Source organism: Streptomyces graminofaciens (assembly GCF_030294945.1).
Classification (GTDB): domain Bacteria; phylum Actinomycetota; class Actinomycetes; order Streptomycetales; family Streptomycetaceae; genus Streptomyces; species Streptomyces graminofaciens.
Window position 1 is genome coordinate 5,273,648 of record NZ_AP018448.1, and the last position, 20,359, is coordinate 5,294,006.

The 20,359-nt window shown below is 71.1% G+C and carries 21 protein-coding genes; 9 read left to right on the forward strand and 12 right to left on the reverse strand.

Annotated elements, in window-relative coordinates; translation table 11 throughout:
- Positions 1-47: 47 nt before the first annotated feature.
- From SGFS_RS22440 to SGFS_RS22450, 3 genes are read right to left on the reverse strand one after another with little or no spacing between them, the layout of a single operon-like run.
- A complete protein-coding gene (locus tag SGFS_RS22440) occupies positions 48-464 on the reverse strand; it encodes a RidA family protein (protein ID WP_286252803.1) in 417 nt (138 codons plus the stop codon).
- Positions 461-1,222: an IclR family transcriptional regulator gene (locus tag SGFS_RS22445; protein WP_286252804.1), complete on the reverse strand. Its 762-nt coding sequence runs from the start codon at positions 1,220-1,222 to the stop codon at positions 461-463. Before SGFS_RS22445 ends, SGFS_RS22440 begins: the two co-directional genes overlap by 4 nt.
- Positions 1,219-2,415 (reverse strand): sugar kinase, encoded by a 1,197-nt coding sequence (locus SGFS_RS22450; RefSeq protein ID WP_434027834.1) that lies wholly within the window; start codon positions 2,413-2,415, stop codon positions 1,219-1,221. The genes SGFS_RS22445 and SGFS_RS22450 overlap by 4 nt, the downstream gene beginning before the upstream one ends.
- Positions 2,416-2,496: 81 nt before the next feature.
- On the opposite strand from SGFS_RS22450, the gene SGFS_RS22455 reads away from it, so the two are divergent.
- Positions 2,497-3,762: an amino acid deaminase gene (locus SGFS_RS22455; protein ID WP_286252808.1), complete on the forward strand. Its 1,266-nt coding sequence runs from the start codon at positions 2,497-2,499 to the stop codon at positions 3,760-3,762.
- Between the two features lie 10 nt (positions 3,763-3,772).
- Positions 3,773-5,383: an N-acyl-D-amino-acid deacylase family protein gene (locus tag SGFS_RS22460; protein WP_286252809.1), complete on the forward strand. Its 1,611-nt coding sequence runs from the start codon at positions 3,773-3,775 to the stop codon at positions 5,381-5,383.
- 19 nt (positions 5,384-5,402) lie between these two features.
- On the opposite strand, the gene SGFS_RS22465 is transcribed toward SGFS_RS22460, so the two are convergent.
- On the reverse strand, positions 5,403-6,329 hold the full coding sequence (locus tag SGFS_RS22465; RefSeq protein ID WP_286252811.1) for a S1 family peptidase: 927 nt from the start codon (positions 6,327-6,329) through the stop codon (positions 5,403-5,405).
- A 264-nt stretch (positions 6,330-6,593) separates the two neighbouring features.
- Complete coding sequence (locus SGFS_RS22470; protein WP_286252812.1) at positions 6,594-7,244, reverse strand: hypothetical protein; 651 nt, start codon at positions 7,242-7,244, stop codon at positions 6,594-6,596.
- A 127-nt stretch (positions 7,245-7,371) separates the two neighbouring features.
- Here SGFS_RS22470 and SGFS_RS22475 point away from each other — a divergent pair, with 127 nt between their 5' ends.
- The 3 genes from SGFS_RS22475 (at position 7,372) to SGFS_RS22485 (ending at position 9,765) form a co-directional block, all read left to right on the forward strand.
- Positions 7,372-8,583, forward strand: a complete 1,212-nt coding sequence (locus SGFS_RS22475; RefSeq protein WP_286252814.1) for a pyridoxal phosphate-dependent aminotransferase — start codon at positions 7,372-7,374, stop codon at positions 8,581-8,583.
- Between the two features lie 155 nt (positions 8,584-8,738).
- Entirely contained in the window at positions 8,739-9,197 is a 459-nt protein-coding gene (locus SGFS_RS22480) for an SCO4983 family protein (RefSeq protein WP_286252815.1), read from the forward strand.
- Between the two features lies 1 nt (position 9,198).
- On the forward strand, positions 9,199-9,765 hold the full coding sequence (locus tag SGFS_RS22485) for a GNAT family N-acetyltransferase (protein WP_286252816.1): 567 nt from the start codon (positions 9,199-9,201) through the stop codon (positions 9,763-9,765).
- Here the strand turns inward: SGFS_RS22485 and SGFS_RS22490 are convergent.
- Positions 9,732-9,884, reverse strand: a complete 153-nt coding sequence (locus SGFS_RS22490; RefSeq protein WP_286252817.1) for a hypothetical protein — start codon at positions 9,882-9,884, stop codon at positions 9,732-9,734. The genes SGFS_RS22485 and SGFS_RS22490 overlap by 34 nt on opposite strands.
- 159 nt (positions 9,885-10,043) lie before the next feature.
- On the opposite strand from SGFS_RS22490, the gene SGFS_RS22495 reads away from it, so the two are divergent.
- Genes SGFS_RS22495 through SGFS_RS22510 form a run of 4 tightly spaced genes read left to right on the forward strand, consistent with a single transcriptional unit; the run spans position 10,044 to position 14,451 of the window.
- Positions 10,044-11,126, forward strand: coding sequence for a substrate-binding domain-containing protein (locus tag SGFS_RS22495; protein WP_286252818.1), 1,083 nt, complete (start codon positions 10,044-10,046; stop codon positions 11,124-11,126).
- A 22-nt stretch (positions 11,127-11,148) separates the two neighbouring features.
- On the forward strand, positions 11,149-12,315 hold the full coding sequence (locus SGFS_RS22500) for a toxic anion resistance protein (RefSeq protein ID WP_286252820.1): 1,167 nt from the start codon (positions 11,149-11,151) through the stop codon (positions 12,313-12,315).
- A complete protein-coding gene (locus SGFS_RS22505; protein WP_286252821.1) occupies positions 12,312-13,850 on the forward strand; it encodes a substrate-binding and vWA domain-containing protein in 1,539 nt (512 codons plus the stop codon). The genes SGFS_RS22500 and SGFS_RS22505 overlap by 4 nt, the downstream gene beginning before the upstream one ends.
- A complete protein-coding gene (locus SGFS_RS22510; RefSeq protein WP_286252824.1) occupies positions 13,837-14,451 on the forward strand; it encodes a hypothetical protein in 615 nt (204 codons plus the stop codon). The genes SGFS_RS22505 and SGFS_RS22510 overlap by 14 nt, the downstream gene beginning before the upstream one ends.
- 18 nt (positions 14,452-14,469) lie before the next feature.
- On the opposite strand, the gene SGFS_RS22515 is transcribed toward SGFS_RS22510, so the two are convergent.
- The 6 genes from SGFS_RS22515 to SGFS_RS22540 all read right to left on the reverse strand — a co-directional run bounded on the left by SGFS_RS22515 (position 14,470) and on the right by SGFS_RS22540 (position 20,284).
- Entirely contained in the window at positions 14,470-15,630 is a 1,161-nt protein-coding gene (locus SGFS_RS22515; RefSeq protein ID WP_286252826.1) for a hypothetical protein, read from the reverse strand.
- A 34-nt stretch (positions 15,631-15,664) separates the two neighbouring features.
- Positions 15,665-16,474 (reverse strand): PP2C family serine/threonine-protein phosphatase, encoded by an 810-nt coding sequence (locus SGFS_RS22520; RefSeq protein ID WP_286252828.1) that lies wholly within the window; start codon positions 16,472-16,474, stop codon positions 15,665-15,667.
- Positions 16,474-17,235 carry a vWA domain-containing protein gene (locus SGFS_RS22525; protein ID WP_286252829.1) on the reverse strand — a complete coding sequence of 254 codons (762 nt, stop codon included), beginning with the start codon at positions 17,233-17,235 and terminating at the stop codon, positions 16,474-16,476. Before SGFS_RS22525 ends, SGFS_RS22520 begins: the two co-directional genes overlap by 1 nt.
- 123 nt (positions 17,236-17,358) lie before the next feature.
- The gene (locus SGFS_RS22530) at positions 17,359-18,519 is read right to left on the reverse strand and encodes a hypothetical protein (protein WP_286252831.1); all 1,161 of its coding nucleotides are present in this window, start codon (positions 18,517-18,519) and stop codon (positions 17,359-17,361) included.
- Between the two features lie 204 nt (positions 18,520-18,723).
- Positions 18,724-19,260 carry a hypothetical protein gene (locus SGFS_RS22535; protein WP_286252832.1) on the reverse strand — a complete coding sequence of 179 codons (537 nt, stop codon included), beginning with the start codon at positions 19,258-19,260 and terminating at the stop codon, positions 18,724-18,726.
- Positions 19,247-20,284, reverse strand: a complete 1,038-nt coding sequence (locus tag SGFS_RS22540) for a serine/threonine-protein kinase (protein WP_286252834.1) — start codon at positions 20,282-20,284, stop codon at positions 19,247-19,249. Before SGFS_RS22540 ends, SGFS_RS22535 begins: the two co-directional genes overlap by 14 nt.
- Positions 20,285-20,359 lie beyond the last annotated feature (75 nt).

Consider the following 20,359-nt stretch of genomic DNA (forward strand, 5'->3'; position numbering starts at 1 on the left):
TTCCGTCGATCTGATCGATCTGATCGATCTGATCGATCCGATCGACGTCAGTCGAGTACGGCCAGAGCGTCGATCTCGATCAGGAGGCCTGCCGGGAGGCCCACGTACACCGTCGTGCGGGCCGCGGGGGGCTCGGTGGGGTGTTCGTCGAAGTACGCGTTGTAGATCTCGTTCATCTCGGCGAAGTGCGCGGTGTCCGTGAGGTAGACGCGGATCATCATCACGTCGTCCCAGGTCGCGCCGCCCTCCTCCAGGACCGCCTGGAGATTGGCCAGGGTCTGGAGCATCTGTTCGCGCAGGGTGGGGCCGGCGGGGGTGGGGGGCTCGCCCTCGACGGCGGGGCGGAAGCCGACCTGGCCCGCGGTCTGGAGGATCCCGCCCTTCCTGACGCCGTGGGAGAACCTCGCCGGCGGGGCGGGGAGGCTCTTGGGGTTGAGGGCGACCTTCTGGTGCTTGCCGGTCATTCGGTTTCCTTCTGTGGGGTTCTGCCGGAGACCTCGCCGCTGATCGTGTCCGCCGTACGGCGGACCAGTGGGAGCAGGGTGAGGAGTTCGTCGGCGGTGACGACGACGTTGGGCGCGGAGAGCGACATCGCGGCGACGACCCGGCCGTCGGCGCCGCGGACGGGTGCCGCGACGCAGTTGATGGACTCCTCGTGGCCGCCGAGGTCGGTGGCCCAGCCCTGTTCACGGACCCTCGCCAGCTCCTTGAGGAACGCGGGGGCGTTGGGGGTCGAACGGGGTGTGTACATGGGGTAGTCGAGCTTCTCCGCGAGCGCTCGGCGCTCGGTCTCGGGAAGGTCGCCGAGGAGGATCTTGGCGACGGCGGCGACCGTGATGGCCACCGGCTTGCCGATGCGTGAGTACATGCGCACCGGGTAGCGGCTCTCCACCTTGTCGATGTAGAGGACCTCGTTCTCCTCGTGGACCGCGAGGTGGACGGTGTGGCCGCAGCTCTCGTTGAGGCGTACGAGGTGGGGGTGGGCGATCTCGCGGACGTCCAGGTTCTCCATGGCCTCGTGGGCGAGGGCGAAGAGGCGGGCGCCGAGGCGGTAGCGCTGGTCGGACTGGCGGTAGACGAGGCCGTGTTCGTGGAGGGTGCGCAGGAGGCGGAGCGCGGTGGACTTGTGGACGCCCAGGCGGTCGGCCACCCGGCCCAGGTCGGCGGGGCCCTCGGCGAGCAGCGGCAGGATGCTGAGCGCGCGGTCGACGGTCTGGCTCATGGGGTGGGTACCTCCTCCTCGGCCCGGTCCGGTATGTCTGTCCAGCCGGGGGCGAGTCGAAGTCTCCCCCACGAGTCGTCGGCCAGGGCGGCAAGGTGGTCGGCGTGTGCGCGGGTGGGGGGTGGGGCGAGGTCGGCGGGTGTGGTGAGGGTGGCCGCGGCGGTCAGGTGGCCGTGGCGCAGTCGGGCTTTCAGGGGGAGGCCCCGGAGGGTTGCCGAGAGGAAGCCTGCGGCGAAGGCGTCGCCCGCGCCTGTCGCTGCCGCGACCTCGACCGTGGGGGCGGGGACGAAGACGACCGTCTGTCGTGCGCTACCCGGCGTCGGTGCTGGGCGGGGGGTGGTCGCGCGGCCCGGCGCTGTCGGGGTGCCGCCCGTCTTCGGGTCGGGAGCCGCCCCGGCGGCACGATCGCCCGCGGCACGACGGAACACCGTCGCGCCCCGCGCCCCCTGTTTCACCACCAGCACCCCGGGCTCCGGCAGCAGCTCCCGGATCGCCGACGGTCCGCCCGTCACCCCCCACACCTCCTCCGCCTCGTCCTCCCCCACGAACACGATGTCGGCGCCGCGGGCCAGGCCCAGCAGCACCTGTGGGGCGTCGGGGGCGGGCCAGAGTCCGGAGCGGTGGTTGATGTCGAAGGAGACGAGCGGGCCGTCGGAGCGGGGGCCGGTCAGTTCGCGCAGCAGCCCCAGGCAACCCGCCGACAGCGCCGCCGTGATGCCCGACAGGTGCAGTACCCGGCACGCCCGCACGACGCGCGGGTCCACGTTGGCCGACGTCATCGCGGAGGCCGCCGAGCCCGTGCGGTAGTACGCCACCTCGTGCGCGTGGGTGGCGCGGTCGCCCGCCGTGCGGAAGTAGACGCCCGTGGGGCGGTCCGGGTCGCGTCGTACGGACGTCACGTCGACGCCGTACGCGGCGACGGCCTCCACCAGGTGATCGCCGAAGCCGTCCGCGCCGACCCGGCTCACCCAGCGCACCGCGTGGCCGGCGGCCGCCAGCGCGCACGCCACGTTCGACTCCGCGCCCCCGATGCCCCGTTCGAAGGACGGTACGTCGGCGAGGCGCCCGGGGCGGGTGGGCAGGAACGTGACCATGGACTCGCCGAGCGCGACGACGTCCACGACGTCGGGGGCATGCACGATGGTCGTGGCTCCTCGTCGTCTCGGGCCGCGGCGGCTCCGTTGACCCGGCATTGGCGTGGATGTTAGACAGCGACAAGCGATATACGCAATGGACGTTGCAAAGAGTGCAACACGCCTGATCAGGGAGGTTCCATGAGTACCGAGGCGCTCGCCCGACTCGCCGAGGAACGCGTCGACCACCGCTTCAAGGGCCTCCCTCCGGACGCCGACGGGCTGACCGTCGGGGAGCTGACCGCCCAGCGCCGCAATCTCTTCACCGGCGGCTTCGCGACGCCCGTCCTCGCCCTCTCGGCCGAGCGGCTGGAGCACAACCTGCGGCTCATGGAGACGTACGCCGTCCGGCACGGGCTCGCCTTCGCGCCGCACGGCAAGACGTCCATGGCACCCCGGCTCTTCCAGCGCCAGATCGAGCGCGGGGCCTGGGGCATCACGCTCGCGGTGCCTCATCAGGTACGGGTGGCGCGGGCCTTCGGTTTTCAGCGGGTGTTCCTCGCCAACGAGCTCGTCGACCCGGCGGCGCTCCGATGGATCTCCGCCGAACTCGACTCGGACCCCGACTTCCGTCTCGTCTGTTACGTCGACTCGGTGCGCGGCGTCGCGCTCATGGACGCGGCCCTCCAGGGCGCGACCCGCCCCCTCGACGTCGTCGTCGAGCTGGCCGCGGGCGAGGGCGCCCGTACCGGTGTCCGTACGGAGGCGGAGTGCGCGGCCGTCGCCGATGCCGTGGCGGCCACGCCCGCGCTGCGGCTCGTCGGGGTCGCCGGGTACGAGGCCGAGGTCCCGGAGGCGAACCCCGAGCGTGTGCACGCCTGGCTGCGGCGGCTCGTCTCCCTCGCCGTCGGCTTCGACAAGGACGGGCGGTTCGAGGGGGCGGACGAGATCGTGGTCAGCGCGGGCGGCAGTGCCTGGTTCGACGCGGTGGCCGACGTGTTCGCCGATATCCCCGAATTCTCCCTCCCCGTGCTGAAGTTGCTGCGCTCCGGCGCGTACGTCTCGCACGACGACGGCCGCTACCGGAAGATCACCCCCTTCAACCGGGTCCCGGAGGAAGGCGCCCTGGAGCCCGCCTTCCGGCTGTGGGCCCAGGTGGTCTCCCGCCCCTCCCCCGAGCAGGCCTTCGTCAACGCGGGCAAGCGGGACGCGGCGTACGACCTCGATCTGCCGTTCGCCCAGGTGGTTCGGCGGGACGGGACCGAGCGGCCGGCCGCCGGGATCGAGGTGACCGCCCTGTCCGACCAGCACGCCTGGCTGCGCACCGGCCCCGAGGCCGATCTGGAGGTCGGCGACTGGCTCGGCCTGGGGCTGTCCCATCCGTGCACGTCCTTCGACAAGTGGCCGCTGATCCCGGTGGCGGAGGCGGACGGCACGGTCGTCGAGTACATCCGCACGTATTTCTGAGGGCTCCCTGATGGAAGAGCTCGTCATCCGGGACGCGGACGTCGTCGACGGCTCCGGCGGCCCGTCGTACCGCGCCGATGTGGTGATCGACGGCGGCAGGATCGTCTCGATCGTCCAGGAGGCCGCGTCAGCCGGTTGTCAACGGCCGTCGGCAAGGCGGGAGTTGGTCGCCGAAGGGCTCGTCCTCTCCCCCGGGTTCGTCGACATGCACGCCCACAGCGATCTCGCCCTCCTCCGGGACCCCGACCACAGCGCCAAGGCCGCGCAGGGGGTCACCCTGGAGGTCCTCGGGCAGGACGGGCTGTCGTACGCGCCCGTCGACGACCGGACGCTGGAGGAGGTGCGCCGGGCCGTAACCGGTTGGAACGGTTACGGCGACGACCTCGACTTCGACTGGCGGTCGGTCGGCGAGTACCTGGACCGGCTGGACCGGGGCATCGCCGTCAACGCGGCCTATCTGATCCCCCAGGGGACCGTCCGCGCGCTCGTCGTCGGCTGGGCGGACCGCGAGGCCACGCCCCGGGAGCTGGAGCGGATGCGGCGGCTGGTCGCCGAGGGGATGGAACAGGGCGCGGTCGGCATGTCGTCGGGGCTGACGTACACGCCCGGCATGTACGCCGAGGACGCCGAGCTGACCGAGCTGTGCCGGGTGGTGGCGTCGTACGGCGGCTACTACTGCCCGCACCACCGTTCGTACGGGGCAGGGGCGCTGGCGGCGTACGAGGAGATGGTGACCCTCACGCGCGAGGCGGGCTGCCCGCTGCACCTCGCGCACGCCACCATGAACTTCGGCGTGAACGAGGGGCGGGCGCCGGAGCTGCTGGCCCTCCTCGACGACGCGCTCGCCGCCGGGGCCGACATCACGCTCGACACCTACCCGTACACCCCCGGCTGCACCACCCTCGTGGCGCTGCTGCCGAGTTGGGCGAGCGAGGGCGGGCCGGACGCGGTCCTGGCGCGGCTCGCGGACGACGACACCGCCGTACGCATCCGGCACCACTTGGAGGTCGTCGGCGCGGACGGCTGCCACGGCGTGCCGATCGAGTGGGACACGATCGAGATCTCGGGGGTCGCCGATCCGGCGCTCGGGCCGTACGTGGGCCGCACCGTGCGGGAGTCCGCCGACGCGCGCGGCGAGGAGCCCTGGACCACCGCCCGCCGGCTTCTCCTCGACGACCGGCTCGGTTCGACGATCCTCCAGCACGTGGGCCACGAGGAGAACGTACGGACGATCATGCGGCATCGCACGCACACCGGCGGCTCGGACGGCGTCCTGCAGGGCACCAAGCCGCATCCACGCGCGTACGGGACGTTCCCGCACTATCTCGGGCGGTACGTCCGGGAGTTGGGGGTGCTGTCGCTGGAGGAGTGCGTCGCGCACCTCACCTCGCGCCCGGCGGCCAGGCTGCGGCTGCCGGACCGGGGGCTCGTCCGGGAGGGGTACCGGGCCGACCTGGTCCTCTTCGACCCGGCGACGGTGGCCGCGGGATCGACGTACGAGGCGCCCAGGACCCTGCCCACGGGCATCCCGTACGTCCTCGTCGACGGCCGGTTCGTGATCGAGGACGGCCGTCGGACGGACGTGCTGGCGGGGCGGGCGGTCCGCCGGACTCCCCGGTGACCGCCCGCGCCACCCTTCGTCACGGCTTGGGCAGCACGCACCCGCTCGCGTTGAGGTTGAGCTGGTTGCCGGTGCCGAAGCAGGCCGGGAACTGGTAGGTCTGCTGGGCGTAGTTGATGCCCTCGCGGACGGTCACAGTGCCGTTCGCGTCGACCTCACAGGGGTTGTTGTCAGTGCAGCGACCGCCGTCCTCGTTGCCGGTGTTGTTGACGGCGACGACCTTGCCGGTGGCGTTGTCGATCACCGGCGAGCCGGAGGTGCCGCCGATGGTCTGGCAGGCGGAGGTGTAGCGGACCGAGTCCTTCCAGGTCCAGTCGCCCTCCTTGAGGCGGTACACGAACCCGTCGACGTTGCAGGCGTAGAGCCGCTTCCAGTAACCGGAGGCGACGGTGATCGCGGTGCCGGCGGTCGGGTGGGTGTCCTGCACGGTGAGGGCGCTGATGCCGTAGGAGTTCTTGATCGCCGCGTAGGTGGAGGTGAGCTGGTAGACCGCGGCGTCGGTGTCGGTCATCGTGCCGTACGCGATCTTGCTGGCGCGCAGTGTCGCGACCCGCGTACCGGCGGAGTTGAGCAGACCGAAGGTGCGGGTGGACGCCCGGTTGACGATCACCTCGCCGGCCGCAGGGAAGCCGGTCTCCAGGCAGTGGCCGTTGGTGAGCACCAGGGCCGGGTCGGTGTCCACGGAGTTGGGGAAGCGGATCACCGAGCCGGAACAGTTGCTGAGGGAGACGGTGCCGGCGAAGTTGACGGCCTTGATGGAGGGCGCGTCGGCGGCCTGGCCTGCCACCGTCTTCGCGACGGCGTCGGTCACCGAACCGACGGCCTGCGCGATCGTCGACTTCGACTCGGCGGCCACGGGCGCGGACTCGGGAGCCGCGACCGCGGGTGCCACGCCCGCGCCGGTGATCGCCAGGGCGAACAGCACGGCGACGAGAGGCTTTCTCATGTGGGGGTCCCCTCTTGCGGTTGCATGGGTGGCGGTGACGGTAAATCCACGGGAAATCCTTCGACCGCCGTCTGATTTGTCATGTGCATTGTGATGGTCAAGGTGCGCGGGGGCAAGGAGTTCGTTCCGGCCGGATGATCTTTGGCCGCCGTATTGCGTGGACTTGGGACCCTTGGTGGAGGCTGACGGTTCCTCAGAAGGCGAAGCGCCGAGGTCGGCCAGAACCTGCCGCACGGTCCCGACCCGACGTCCTCGGCCTCCCTGTCACTTGGGACCCTTCGTCGATCCCTGGCCGCGGCCCTTGCCGTTGCCGGAGTTGCCTCGGGCCGTCGGCTCGGTCGCGGAGGAGGTGGGGGTGGCGGCGCTCGGGGAGGCGGAGGGTTCCGCGGCGGGGTCGCCGGAGCCGGGGGCGGCGGTGCTTGTGACGGCGCTCGGGGACGCGTCGCCGGTGGTGCCCGGGGAGGCCTCGGGAGACGGATCCGCGCCCGCGGTGCCGCCGGTACTGCCCTCGTCGGCGGAGACGGAGTCCTCGACAGCGGGCGTCCTCCGGTCCCCCGTGTCCGCGTCCTGGGGCCTGCCTCCGGAAAGGGCGGCGATCACGGCGCCCGTGAGGACGACACCCGCACCGATGGCGACGACGACCGCGCGCCGCCCCCGTATCGCGGCCGTACGCCCCGGGGGCCGACGGCGGCGACGGCCGGCGGCGGGGCGGCGCTCAGGGCGGTGCTCAGTGCGGCGACCGGGCGCCTCCCCCGGCTGATTCACACCCTCGGAGACGGGCTGATCCAGGAGAACCGTGTCGTCGTACGCGTTCTGCCAACCGTGAGCGGCCGCCGGGTCCCGGTACCCGTCGTAGGCGGGCGTGGCATCCGGGTCGCCGACGGGGAGGTACACGTTCGGTGGCTCGCTGGACATAGCCGCGCATTCTAGGGACAGGTGGGGCCTGTGGGGTAGCGGAGGCCAGTCTCACCCACGAACGCGCCGGTCCCACGTGGTGGAAAACACGACCCGTGAGGCGTTACCGGGCCGTAAGCTCACGGACATGCAGGTGATCCAGTCGACCAAGCTCGCCAACGTCTGTTACGAGATCCGGGGCCCGGTGCTCGAGGAGGCGATGCGGCTCGAGGCGGCCGGACATCGGATCCTCAAGCTGAACACCGGAAACCCGGCCGCCTTCGGCTTCGAGTGCCCGCCCGAGATCCTGGAGGACATCCTCCGCAACGTCTCGTCGGCGCATGGCTACGGCGACGCGAAGGGCCTGCTGGCCGCGCGCCGGGCGGTCGTCATGCACAACCAGACCCTCGGCATCGAGACGGACGTCGAGCACGTCTTCATCGGCAACGGCGTCTCCGAGCTGATCGTGATGGCCATGCAGGGCCTGCTGGACGACGGCGACGAGGTGCTCGTCCCCTCCCCCGACTACCCGCTGTGGACGGCGGCGGTCTCCCTGTCCGGCGGTACGGCGGTCCACTACCGCTGCGACGAGCAGTCCGACTGGATGCCGGACCTGGCGGACGTGGAGCGGAAGGTCACCGACCGCACCAAGGCGATCGTCATCATCAACCCGAACAACCCCACCGGCGCGGTCTACGACGAGGCCATGATCCGGGGCCTGACGGACATCGCGCGCCGCCACAACCTGCTGGTCTGCTCGGACGAGATCTACGACAAGATCCTCTACGACGGCGCCACCCACACCCCGACCGCCTCGATCGCCCCCGACCTGCTGACGCTCACGTTCAACGGCATGTCGAAGGCGTACCGCGTCGCCGGCTACCGGGTCGGCTGGATGTCGATCTCCGGGCCGCGAGCGCACGCCGACTCCTACATCGAGGGTCTGACGATCCTGGCGAACATGCGGCTGTGCGCGAACATGCCGGGGCAGCACGGAGTGGTGGCGGCGCTGAGCGGCCGCCAGACGATCAACGACCTGGTGCTGCCGGGCGGCCGTCTGAAGGAGCAGCGCGATGTAGCGTACGAGCTGCTGACGCAGATCCCGGGCGTGTCGTGCGTGAAGCCGAAGGGGGCGCTGTATCTCTTCCCCCGCCTCGACCCGAAGATCTTCAAGATCAAGGACGACCGGCAGATGGTCCTGGACCTGCTGCGGCAGGAGAAGATCATGGTCGTCCAGGGCACCGGCTTCAACTGGAGCGAGCCCGATCACTTCCGGGTGGTGACCCTGCCGACGGTGGGTGACCTGCGGTCGGCGATCACGCGGATCGGGAACTTCCTGGACGGGTACGGCCAGCCGTAGCGCCGTGCCGGCTTGGCCGGGTGTGAGGCCGGGGTTGCCTGTGAGGCGCCCCGGCTTCGTCGTTCACCGGGGGCGCCCGCATACGCTTCAGACGTCGCTCAACTTTAGACAGGATCTAAGGTAAGGTGGGTGGACGACAGCTTGGAGGCCATCCCATGTACGAGCCGATCCGTCGCAAGTCGGTCCACACGATGGCCGGCCCCGCCACCTCCGACTTCCCCCACCGCTCGCGCGAGGAGGAGCTGGACATCCAGCTCGCCGGCCATCTCGCGGCACTGCTCGCGACGACCGACGAGCTCCGCGCCCTGACCCCCTCCGGCGAGCTGGACACGGCCGCCGAACGGCTGGTCCAGCAGGTGACCCGGCTACGGGGAGGACACCGGCCGGTACGGACGCCGGGCGCCCCCGCGTCGGAGACCACCGCCGCCCCGCTGCACCGCCGTGCGCACGCCCTCGCGGGACGGGCCCTTGTCGTCGCGGCGTCCCGGGCGGACACGGCGGCGGCGATCCTGGCGGCGGAGCGGATGGACGCGCATGACGCCGCGCTGGCGGCGGCCACCACCAGCACCAGCACCAGCACCAGCACCGACCAGCGGGAGCTGGCGACCCACTGAGATGGACAACGTCACGCGGTACGTCCCGGCGACCATCGCCACCGAACGGCTGATCCTGCGGCTGTTCGCGCCGGGTGACGTCGACGACCGGTACGCGTACCAGTCCCTGCCGGAGGTCGTGCGCTACCTCCTTCGCCCGCCGCTCACCCACGAGGGCTGTGCCGAGTCCATCGCCGCGCGAGCCGACGGGACCACCTGGCAGGCCGATGGTGACGTACTCCTGCTGGCCGTGTGCCGCGCGGACGAACCGGGTGTCGTCGGCGAGGTGGTCCTCACCCTGCGGAGTGCGCGCGCCCGGCAGGCCGAGATCGGCTGGGTCTTCAACCCGCGGTACGCCGGACAGGGCTATGCCACCGAGGCGGCACGCGCCCTGGCCTCGCTGGCCTTCGGCCGGTTGGGGGTGCACCGGGTCTTCGCCCGGCTCGATGTCCTCAACACCGCGTCGGTACGCGTGTGCGAGCGTCTCGGAATGCGCCGCGAAGCGCATCTGGTCGACAACGACCTCGACGGGGACCGCTGGGGCAGCGAGTACGTCTACGCGATACTCGCCCACGAGTGGAAGGACTGAACTCCGACCACCCGCTCGCCGGGTTCGAGCTCGCCCAAGCGTGTCGTCAGGATCTCCGGCGTCGCCATCAGCGCGGGCAGGGCCAGCATCGTGGTGCGGAGCGGGGTCGTCACGGCCACGAGGCCGATCGGCGGAGGGCCCGCCAGTAAGCCGACCCTCCCTCTCCCCGTTCCACATACCGGCGGCCCTGCTTCCGGTTGCGTACCGGGACGGCCGCTTCACCTGACGTTCACCCGGACCCACCGGGAACGTTGGGTTCCGGGAGCACGCTCCCCGGTGTGAGACGCATCGCTGGAATCGTCCTCGCGGTCCTGCTGATCGGCGGCGTGGTGGCTGCTGTCGTGGCGGGCCGGGACACCGGGGACAAGGGCACGGCAACGAAGACCGTGCATGGAGTGATCGGGTCGGAGAAGGCGGAGTTCTTCGCCGATCCCGAGGTGGTGAAAGCCCTGGCCGCCAAGGGCTACACCGTGAAGACGGAGACGTCGGGGTCCTGGGCCATGGAAGGGCTGGACCTCAAGGAGTACGACTTCGCGTTCCCGTCCAGCCAGGCACCCGCCGAGGAGCTGGCCGCCAAGTACAAGGTGCGCGGGACCCTGCCCCGGCCGTTCTACTCGCCCCTCGTCGTGGTCGCCCACCGGGACGCCGCCGAGGTGCTGCGGAGGAACGGTCTGGCGAAGCTGGAGAAGAGCCGGGGCACCTTCGACATGACCGCGTACCTGAAGGCCGCCGAGGACGGGCGGACGTGGCAGCAGCTCAAGGGAGCGGAGAAGTACGGGGAGTTGACCGGCCTCCTCTACATCGCCACGACCGACCCGACCACCTCCAACTCCGGGGCGCTGTACCTCGCCGCCACCTCCTTCGTGGCCAACGGCGGCCGGGTCGTGGCGGCCGACGCGGACGTGAGGAAGACCGCACCGCTGCTGCACGAGCTGATCAGCGTCCAGGGCGCCCAGCAGACCAGCACGGACGCGGCCTTCCGGGACTTCGTCAGCGGGGTGGGCAACCCGCTCGTCCTCGTCTACGAGTCGCAGGTCGCCGCGCTGCTCAACCAGGACCAGGGCCAGGCGTCCGCCGACGACCTCGTCGTCCTCTACCCGGACACCACGGTCAACAGCGACCACACCGTCGTCCCCGTCACGCAGGAGGGCCGCGCCCTCGGTGAACTCCTGGGCACGGACCCGACGCTGCGGAAGCTGGCGGCCCGGCACGGGTTCCGGCCGCAGGGGGCGGCCACCGAGTTCACGGCGGCGACCGCCGACCACACGACGTATCTGACGCCACGACTGGCCGTCCGGCAGGCGCCCGTGCCCACCTCCGAGGTGCTGCACGAGATGGCGCGCCGGGCCAGAGGCCAGTGAGAACAACGGGGGACCACCAGTCATGACAACCGAGGAAACCTTCACGCTCACCCCTCCCGAGCCGGTCGCGGCCGTGCCCCGGGAGAAGGCCGGCGGGCTCGTGCCCGTCGACGACTCCGTACGGTCGGACATGGCCGCGAAGGCCGCCGAGTACGTGCGGGGGCTGGCCGCGCTCGACGCCCGGTCGCCCGAGTTCGCGGGCAAGGTCGGGGAGATCGCCGGGCTCGGCTCGGCCGACATGCGGGCCGCCGCGGCGCAGTCCAACCGCATGCTGGAGCGGACCCTGCGCAGCCTGCCCGACAAGGGCGGGGACGCCCAGTCACAGGTCGCGGGCTCGCTCGTCGAACTCCGGCGGGTGGTCGAGGACCTGGACCCGCGCGACCTGCCGGCGAGCAAGGGCCGCAAGTTCCTGTCCCGGCTGCCGGGCGGCAACAAGCTGCGCGACCACGTCGCCAAGTACGCCTCCGCACAGGGCACGCTCAACAAGATCGTGGGCTCGCTGCGCGGCGGCCAGGACGAACTCCGGCGCGACAACGCGGCCTTGCAGACCGAGCGGGTCCGCCTGTGGGAGACCATGGGCAAGCTCCAGGAGTTCGTGGTGCTGACGGAGGCCCTGGACAGGGCGGTCGAGGAGCACATCGGCGGCGCCGGTGACCCGCAGCAGGCCGACACCCTCCGCGCGGACGTCCTGTTCCCGGTCCGCCAGAAGCACCAGGACCTGCTGACCCAGCTCGCCGTCTGCGCCCAGGGCTACCTCGCCATGGACGTCGTACGACGCAACAACGACGAGCTGATCAAGGGCGTCGACCGGGCCGCCACCACCACGGTCTCCGCGCTGCGCATCTCCGTGATGCTGGCCTCCGCGCTCGACAACCAGAAGAAGGTCATCGAGCAGGTCAACGCGTTGCGCGGCACGACCGAGGACCTGATCCGGGGCAACGCCGAGATGCTCGCCACGCAGAGCGGCGAGATCCAGCGCATCGCCGCCGACCCGGCCGTCGGCGCGGAGACCCTCCGCACGGCGTTCCAGCAGATCTACCGCACCCTCGACGCCATCGACACCTACAAGGTCCAGGCCACCGAGACCATGGCGGCCACGGTCGAGTCCCTCACCTCCGAACTCCAGAGCGCCACCGCGTACCTGGAGCGCAGCCGCTCGCGGGGCGCGCTGGAAGGGGGCCTCGCATGAGAGTACGTGCGGTCGTGGCGGTCGCCGCCATGCTGCTTCTCTCGGTCTCCTGCACCACCGAGGAGCCCGAGGCACCCGCGAACGAGTACCGCCCCGGCACCCTCCGCGTCCTCGCCTCCAGCGAGCTGGCCGACATGAAGCCCGTCTGGGAGCGGCTGGAGAAGGACACCGGCATCGAGATCCGCCCCACCTACATGGGCACCCTCGACGCCGTCGAACTGCTCGCGAAGGGCCGGGCGAAGGGCACGTACGACGCCCTCTGGCTCTCCTCCAACGACTATCTGCGGCTACGGCCCGAGGCGGCGAAGCAGGTCGTGTCGGAGACGCCGGTGATGTCCAGCCCCGTCGCGATCGGCGTCAAGCCGGACACCGTGCGGGAGCTGGGCTGGAAGCCCGAGGACGTGACCTGGTCGGACATCGAGGAGGCGGTGGCGGCCGGGAGGCTGACGTACGGGATGACGGACCCCTCGCGCTCCAACTCCGGCTTCTCGACGCTGATCTCGGTGGCCTCGGGGCTGTCCGGCGCCCAGTCCGCGCTCACGGACGCGGACGTGGCGAAGGCGACGCCGAGGCTGAAGGAGTTCTTCCAGGGCCAGGAGCTGACGTCGGGCTCGTCGGGCTGGCTGGCCCAGGCCTACGACCGGCGCGGTGACGTCGACGCGCTGCTCAACTACGAGTCGGTGCTGAAGGCGCGCAAGGACCTGACGGTGATCCGCCCCCGCGACGGGGTCGTGACGGCCGACTATCCGCTGTCCTCCCTCTCCTCCACGGGCAAGGAGGTCCGCGAGGACGTCCGCCGGGTCACCGACGCCCTGCGCACGACCGGCTTGCAGAAGCTGATCACCGACAGGACCCTGCGCCGCCCGGTGGTCGCCTCGGTGCCGCCCGCGACCGGCCTGGACACCACCCGCCGTCGCGAACTCCCCTTCCCCGGCAGCCGGTCCGTCGCCGACGGACTCCTCGACGCCTACGAGAACGAGCTGCGCCGGCCGTCCCGGACCGTGTACGTGCTGGACACCTCGGGCTCGATGGAGGGCGACCGCCTCGACCGGCTGAAGACCGCGCTCACCGAGCTGACCGGCGACTTCCGGGACCGGGAGGAGGTCACGCTGATGCCGTTCGGGTCGGACGTGAAGAGCGTACGGACGCATGTCGTGAGCCCCGAGAACCCCAAGTCAGGCCTGGACGCCATCCGCGAGGACACGGGGAACCTGAGCGCCGACGGCGACACGGCGATCTACACGTCCCTGGAGAAGGCGTACGGGCATCTCGGGACCGACGACCGGGACACGTTCACGTCGATCGTGCTGATGACGGACGGCGAGAACACGACGGGCGCGGGCCCGGAGGAGTTCGACGACTTCTACGGCCGACTGCCGGGCGACGAGCAGCGGATCCCCGTCTTCCCGATCCTCTTCGGCGACTCCGACCAGGACGAGCTGGAGCACATCGCCGAGCTGACCGGCGGCCGTCTCTTCGACGCCCGGAAGGGCTCGCTGGACGGCGCCTTCGAGGAGATCCGTGGCTACCAGTAGGAGCACCAGGTTCGTCGGCTACCTGGAGTCCCGCAAGAACCTCACCGGCAGCGCGCTCGGCCTGGCCGGGCTCGGGCTGACCTTCGCCGGCGTCGCGGGCCCGTACTGGCCGGTGGTCGTGGCGGGCCTGTACGGGGCGGGCGCCCTGATCGCCCCGCCCGAGCGTCCGCCGCTGCCGGACTTCCCGGACCCCTCGGCCCAACTGGACGAGATCCGGGACGACTTCGGCAGGCTCGGCGAGTATCTGAGCGGCATCGAACTGCCCCCGGCCGCCGCCGGCCGCCTCACCGAACTGACCGAGCTGCTCGCGGCCCTGCTCGACCCCGGCTGGGTCGCCGAGGTCCTGGTCCAGGACCCGGAGGGCGTGCACAAGCTGTCGCGGGCGGTACGGCAGGACGTCCCGGAGGCGGTCGACACCTTCGTACGCACCCGGTGGTGGACCCGGATGGCCCCGGGCACGGAACCGCCGGAGCGCCACCTGGAACGCCAACTCGCGCTTTTGCAGGAGGAATTGGGGCGGGTGGCGGAGGGCCTGCGGGAGGTCGAGGCCCGGCGGCAGGAGTCGCACACCCGCTATCTGGAGGACCGCTCGTCGGGGTGAGCGGCGGGACCGGGCCGCTCAGGCGTTGGCCAGGATCACGATCAGCACGATCACCGCGATCACCACGGCGAACACCGTCAACGCGGCGTACGGGGACGGGACGGGCTCCTGCTGGAGGGTGCCCGGTCCGGTGGGGGTCATCGGGCGGGGGCCGTTGAACACGTCGTGGCCGGTGACGGCCGCGCGGGTGCACCAGGGGCAGGTCGGCAGATGGGAGCCGAACGTGTGCAGCGGCCGGACCGGGCAGACCCGTACCTGACCGCGCTCCTTGTCGAGGGCGCGCAGCCAGGCCTCGGCCGGGGGCCGGGCGGCGGGGGCCTGGACTCCGGGGCCGAAGGCGGCCTTGGCGAGGGTGAGCAGCTCGGGCGGGAGCACGGACGGGTCGACCGTGCCGCGCGGGATGACGACCATCTCCGGGCGGACGACGTACGAGATGGACGAGGCGATGTTGTCCTTGACGGTCGACTCGGAGGGGCTCTCGTGCGGGACCCCGCCGAAGGGGTGGTTGCCGGCGGTGAGCAGTTGGTAGACGAGGATCGCGAGGGCGAAGTCGTCGCTCTGCCGGCTCGCGGCGCTGCCCGACTGGCGCTCGGGGGACGAGTAGTCGGTGGTGTGCATCAGACACGGGAAGAGCTCGCCGGTGACCGGGTCGGTGAAGGCGATGGAGTCGCAGTCCAGGAAGGTGACGAAGCCGTTGGCGTCGACGACGACGTTGCTGCTGGAGAAGTCGCCGATGACGAGGTTGTCGTAGTGCATCCGGGCCGTCATGAAGGCGAGGTTCCAGGCGACGCCGAGCAGGAACCGCCAGTCGGCCCGGTCCGGGAAGAGCTTCAGCCGTTGGACGCGGGTGAACAGCCCGACCAGCTGGACGTGCTGGGGTTCGCCGAAGCGGCGCATGGCGTAGCCGATGAACCGCCCGTTCTCGTCCCGGGCGATGGCGGTGGGCCAGGCCAGCTCGGGCGGCTGGTTGGCGTCGGTGGGGCGGGCGGCGAGCGGGGACATGGTGAGCATGCGGGCGAGGCGCCGCTCCTGGTCGTCGCCGGGCGTTTCGCGGTAGATCTTGACGACGATCCCCGGGTCGCCCTCCACCGGGAAGACGGCCGCCTGCCCGCCGCCCTTCAGCGGCAGCTCGGCGAGCGTGACCCGCTTGCCGTCGAGGAAGACCGTACGGCCGCTCATGCGCATGCCTCCCGGAAGGTCCGTGCGGGGCCCGTCATCGGCGGTCCCTGCGGACCGCGCGCAGCAGGGTCTTGTCGTCGGCGTTCAGCGCGGTGAGGCGGTCGGAGCGCAGCAGGGCGGCGAGGCCGCTGTCCTGGGCGCCCTGGACGGCCTGGGCGTCCTGGGGCTCCTCGGCGGCGGTGTCGAGGGAGCGGAAGACGGCGTCAGCGAAGGAGACGTTCGGGGACTGGGCGCCGCCGGCGGGCCGGTTGATCATGGCCTGCGCGAGCCCGTCGGTGGACAGCAGCACCCCGTCGATGCCGTCGTCGGACACGCACTCGGTGTGTGTCCAGCGGCTCGCGTCCGGCGAGGTCAGGAACACCGTCTCGTTGCTGTACTCACTGGCGGCCGCGGCCTGCGGCAGCAGATGGAACTGCCGCTCCCCGTCCTCACTCCCGGCCCGTACGACGACGAACCCGTCCCCCACGGTCAGATGCCCGAGCCAGCCGGGCGCGAGCACGACGACCGTGAGGGTGGTCGCGAAGTCGGCGGCGTCGGAGCCGGTGGCGTCCAGGAACTCCTTGCTCACGTCGTTGAAGCCGTCCCGCAGCAGTTCGTGCACCGCCTCCCCCGGCTGGATCTCGACGGCTGCCGCGGCCCGCCGCGCGAAGTGCTCGGCGGCGAGCTTCACGGCGAGCTGGGCCCCCTCCTCCGAGCGGGGCCGGCTGCCGGCCCCGTCGGCGACGGCCAGCACGGCCACGGAGGAGGTCGTGGCGTAGGCGCAGGCGTCCTGGCAGGGCAGGCCCTGCCGGCGGTGCCGGTAGCCCTCGACACTGAGCCCGTGGATGCGCCAGGGCGAGTCCACTACGCCTCCCAGGCCGGGCGCTGTGTCTTGAACTGGCTGAAGATCTTCTCGAACACCTCGTCCCCGGCACCCTTCTGCTCGGCGTTGGCGCTCGCCGACATCATCTGGAGCAGCTCCCGGAAGGGGAATCCCTGTAGGCGGGCGTTGAACTTGGGCGCGAAGGCCCGCAGCACCGACTCGCCCATGTCGGTGATCCCGCCGACGCCGATGGCGTAGAGCCGGAAGCGGCGGGCCTGCTGTTCCTCGGCGAGGACGGGGACGAGCCGGTGCCAGGAGTCGGTGAGATGGCCGGTCGGGTCGGTGGGCAGTCCGTCCGTGACGAGGCAGATCTGCGGCCGGTAGTACTGCAGCCCCGACGCGCGCAGCTCCGCCTTGCGGGCCGCGACGATGTGCATCGACAGCTCCAGCGCCTCCGTCATCAGCGTTACCCCGGCGGCCGTCAGCTGCGGCGCCTGGAAGGCGTGCGCCGGGATGAACGGGCTCACCCGGGTCCGCGGGTCGAGGAGCTGGGGCCCGCGCCAGGCCCCCACGCCCTGCCCGCCGAAGGTGACGACGGCGACCTCCACGCTGTAGCTGAGGCTGACGTCCTCGTGGAGTTCCCGGGTCCACTCGGCGAGCGCGTTGTTGAGCGTCTGTATGGGCTGGCCCGCCATGGAACTGGAGGTGTCGAGACAGAGCACCAACGGCATGCGCTGCGCGTTGTTCTCGAACTCGATGTCGGCGTACTCCGCCGGCAGGGTGGGCGGGTATTCGCGGTGCATCGGTCTCCCCCTGGTGTTCCGGTGTTCTGTGGTTCCTGTGGTTCCTGTGGTTCCTGTGGTTGTTTCTGTGGTTCCTGCGGCCGTGCGACTCGTGTGGCCCTGATGGGTGGCGCTGGTGACTGGCTATCGGGGCGTGCCCTTGGCGTGGCGGGCGGCCGTGGGCGGGAAGGCGTACAGGACGTCGGAGTCCCGTTCGCGCGCGTCGGTGACGTCGACGAGGCCGCCGGGTGCGGGTGGCGGGCGGTCGGGGTCCGCCCATACGGCTCGGTAGAGCACTCGGTCGAGTTCGACATAGCCCTGCGGGTGCAGGTCGCTGCGGACGACCGCGGTCCGGGCGTGGGAGGGGCGGGCACCGACGTGCCGGCCGTGGCGGGGTGCGGCGGCGGGGGTGACGCGGAGGCGGGCGGTGCTTTCGTCGCCGCCGTGTGCCGGTGCGGGCGACGCCCGGTTGGCGGTGCGGACGGCGCGTGTGGGCGCGGCGTTGCCGCCGCCGCGGACGGGAGCCGCGCGATGGCCCACGGCGACCGGGCCGCGGGAACGGCGGACGAGGATCACGAAGGCGAGGAGGAGCAGGGCGAGTACGAGACTCATCCAGACGACGGGCCCGTCGAAGAGGGAGTCGTTCTCGCCGTTCTGGTTGCCGTTCTGGTTGTCGACGGTCTGCCCGGTCCCGCCGCCCTTGTCGTCCTGCTTCTTGTCGTCCTGTTTCTTGTCGTCCTTGTCGCCCTTGTCCTTCTTGTCGTTCCGGTCGCCGGGCGAGGTGGTCGGCGTGTTGGAGGGCTCGGGTCCCGGGATGGGCTCGAAGGCGTTGAGCTGGGTGGAGGAGTCGGTGACGACCCTGTCCTGGATCAACTCGGCGCCGGTCAGCGGCTGCTTGTCGCCTTCTTCCTCACGGACCATGTCGCACAGCCGCGTCGGCGTGCAGGCGCCCACCGCGTCCAGCTCGTCCACCGCCCACTTGGGCAGCCGGTCGATGCTCGCGCCGGGATGGACGAGACGGCCGCCGGCCAGGATGAGCAGGACAGTGCCGCCCTGCCCCGTCCGTGCTCCGTCCGGCACATCCACCACGAGCTGGTGCCGGCGCTTGCGGACCGCCTCTTCCGTCTTCTTGCGCTCGTGGTGCTCCTGCCCGTCCAGCGCCAGCTCACGGTCGAGCTTCACGACCCAGGCGCCACGGCTGCTGACCCGCTCGGCCCAGCAGTCCAGCCACGCGGTGACGGGCTCTTCGCACGACTCGGCGGCCCTGGCCGTACCCCCCGGCACCAGAGCGACCAGCAACCCCACGAGAACACTGAGAACACTGACAACACCGAGAAAGGAAAACCGTCTGATGGCACCCATCGCACCGACCCCCCGTGGCCTGAAAGGCACACCCCCGCACCCTGAAAGACCCATCCAATACTGAAGCAGGAGTGCGGGATTCCGGAAGCCTTTGGGAAATTCAACCGACCATCTTCCGACCAACTTCCGATCCTCTTCCGTTCTCTTCTACAACTTGAACACCTGATGACAACGACTGAACATCTGTCGCGCCCGATCCACCCAGTCATTGGCCAGCGCATCGAAGTCGGCCTGGGTGATCCGGCAGGTCAGCGGGAGATCACAGACCCCGGCGAGACAGGGGCGCGGCCCGCGTACGTCCCAGACGGAAAGCATGGGGTTCAACTGTTCCGTATTCCACGCGTTCGAGGCGGCGGCGGCGATGGCGAGCTGGTCGCGGCGCAGGAAGTTGCCGTCGGTGGCGAAGGCGACGAGGAGTTTCTTGGTGGTCATGAACCTCACCGTCACCATCCGCCCCGCTTCTTCGAGATCGAATCGCAGCGAGACGGAAACGGCGTCACTCACGGTGTGGTAATTCCGCCGGGCCACCCAGTTCTGCACCAACTGCCGCCAGTGGCCGCCGAGGTCGTAGATCTCGGGAGTACGGCCGGAGTAACCGGAGTAGGCGGAATACGAGTCGCCGCTGGGGTGCGGGTCCCGGCCGCCGTAGGAGTCACGCCCCGCGTAGGAGTCAGGCGCCGTCACGGACCACCGCCTCGGCGACCATGGCGTCGGTCAACCCGGCGTCGAGCAACGCCTGGGCGTGCAGCAGAAGACAGGAGGGCACGGACTCGCTCGTTCCCGTACGACGCCGGTGGCGGTCCTTCAGCTCCTGGTACCGCACCTCGATCGTCCGGGCGACCTGCGGCGGCGGCCAGACGGCGACCACGGTCTCGGTGAGCGCGTGAGCGGCGCCGGCAGCCCCGGCGTCGGCCTGGCCGTCTCCCACCAGCTCCTCCAATATCTCCCCCAGCCCGGGCCGTTCCTCCGGCCGCTTGGCCAGGCACCGCGCGACGAGAGGCCGTAACCCGTCCGGTACGGCGTCGAGTTGGGGCTCGCCGCGTACGACCTCCACCCGCACTCCTTCCCCGGTGCCGTGCGGCGGCCGTCCCGTGAGGGCGTAGACGAGAACGCCGCCCAGCGAGAACACGTCGCTCGACGGGCCGACCCGGGCTCCCCTGATCTGCTCGGGCGACATGAACGGCGGGGTGCCGACCACGATGCCGACGCGGGTGAGGCCGGGGGCGCCGTCGACGCGGGAGATGCCGAAGTCGATGACACGGGGGCCGTCGGAGGCGAGCAGGACATTCGCGGGCTTGAGGTCGCGGTGGACGACATGGGCGGCGTGGATGGCCTGCAGCGCCTCGACGAGTCCCGCGCCGAGCGTGCGGACCTGGGCCTCGGGGAGGGGGCCGTCGGCCCGGATCGCCTCCGCGAGGGAGGGGCCGGGGACGTAGAGGGTGGCGAGCCAGGGGAGTTCGGCCTCGGTGTCGGCGTCGACCACGGCGGCGGTGTAGGCGCCGCTGACGATGCGGGCGGCGGCGACCTCGCGGGTGAAGCGCTCCCGGAACTCCGGCTCGGAGGCCAGCTCCGGGCGTACGACCTTCACCGCCACCTCGCGGCCCGAGGGGGAACGTCCCAGATAGACCCAGCCCATACCGCCGGAGCCGAGACGGCCCACGATGCGGTACGGGCCGATCTTCAAGGGGTCACTGACGGGTGTACGCACCCCGCTCACCTCATTTCGGGGTTCGGTGCAGATGTCCCGAGTGTCCCGCGAAATCCCGTCCGGGGCAGAGGTGAT

Excerpts from the sequence above, each read along its gene's own strand:
- SGFS_RS22440 (WP_286252803.1), bottom strand. The coding sequence starts at position 464 with ATGACCGGCAAGCACCAGAAGGTCGCCCTCAACCCCAAGAGCCTCCCC.
- SGFS_RS22445 (WP_286252804.1), bottom strand. The coding sequence starts at position 1,222 with ATGAGCCAGACCGTCGACCGCGCGCTCAGCATCCTGCCGCTGCTCGCC.
- SGFS_RS22450 (WP_434027834.1), bottom strand. The coding sequence starts at position 2,415 with ATGCCGGGTCAACGGAGCCGCCGCGGCCCGAGACGACGAGGAGCCACG.
- SGFS_RS22455 (WP_286252808.1), top strand. The coding sequence starts at position 2,497 with ATGAGTACCGAGGCGCTCGCCCGACTCGCCGAGGAACGCGTCGACCAC.
- SGFS_RS22460 (WP_286252809.1), top strand. The coding sequence starts at position 3,773 with ATGGAAGAGCTCGTCATCCGGGACGCGGACGTCGTCGACGGCTCCGGC.
- SGFS_RS22465 (WP_286252811.1), bottom strand. The coding sequence starts at position 6,329 with ATGAGAAAGCCTCTCGTCGCCGTGCTGTTCGCCCTGGCGATCACCGGC.
- SGFS_RS22470 (WP_286252812.1), bottom strand. The coding sequence starts at position 7,244 with ATGTCCAGCGAGCCACCGAACGTGTACCTCCCCGTCGGCGACCCGGAT.
- SGFS_RS22475 (WP_286252814.1), top strand. The coding sequence starts at position 7,372 with ATGCAGGTGATCCAGTCGACCAAGCTCGCCAACGTCTGTTACGAGATC.
- SGFS_RS22480 (WP_286252815.1), top strand. The coding sequence starts at position 8,739 with ATGTACGAGCCGATCCGTCGCAAGTCGGTCCACACGATGGCCGGCCCC.
- SGFS_RS22485 (WP_286252816.1), top strand. The coding sequence starts at position 9,199 with ATGGACAACGTCACGCGGTACGTCCCGGCGACCATCGCCACCGAACGG.
- SGFS_RS22500 (WP_286252820.1), top strand. The coding sequence starts at position 11,149 with ATGACAACCGAGGAAACCTTCACGCTCACCCCTCCCGAGCCGGTCGCG.
- SGFS_RS22505 (WP_286252821.1), top strand. The coding sequence starts at position 12,312 with ATGAGAGTACGTGCGGTCGTGGCGGTCGCCGCCATGCTGCTTCTCTCG.
- SGFS_RS22515 (WP_286252826.1), bottom strand. The coding sequence starts at position 15,630 with ATGAGCGGCCGTACGGTCTTCCTCGACGGCAAGCGGGTCACGCTCGCC.
- SGFS_RS22525 (WP_286252829.1), bottom strand. The coding sequence starts at position 17,235 with ATGCACCGCGAATACCCGCCCACCCTGCCGGCGGAGTACGCCGACATC.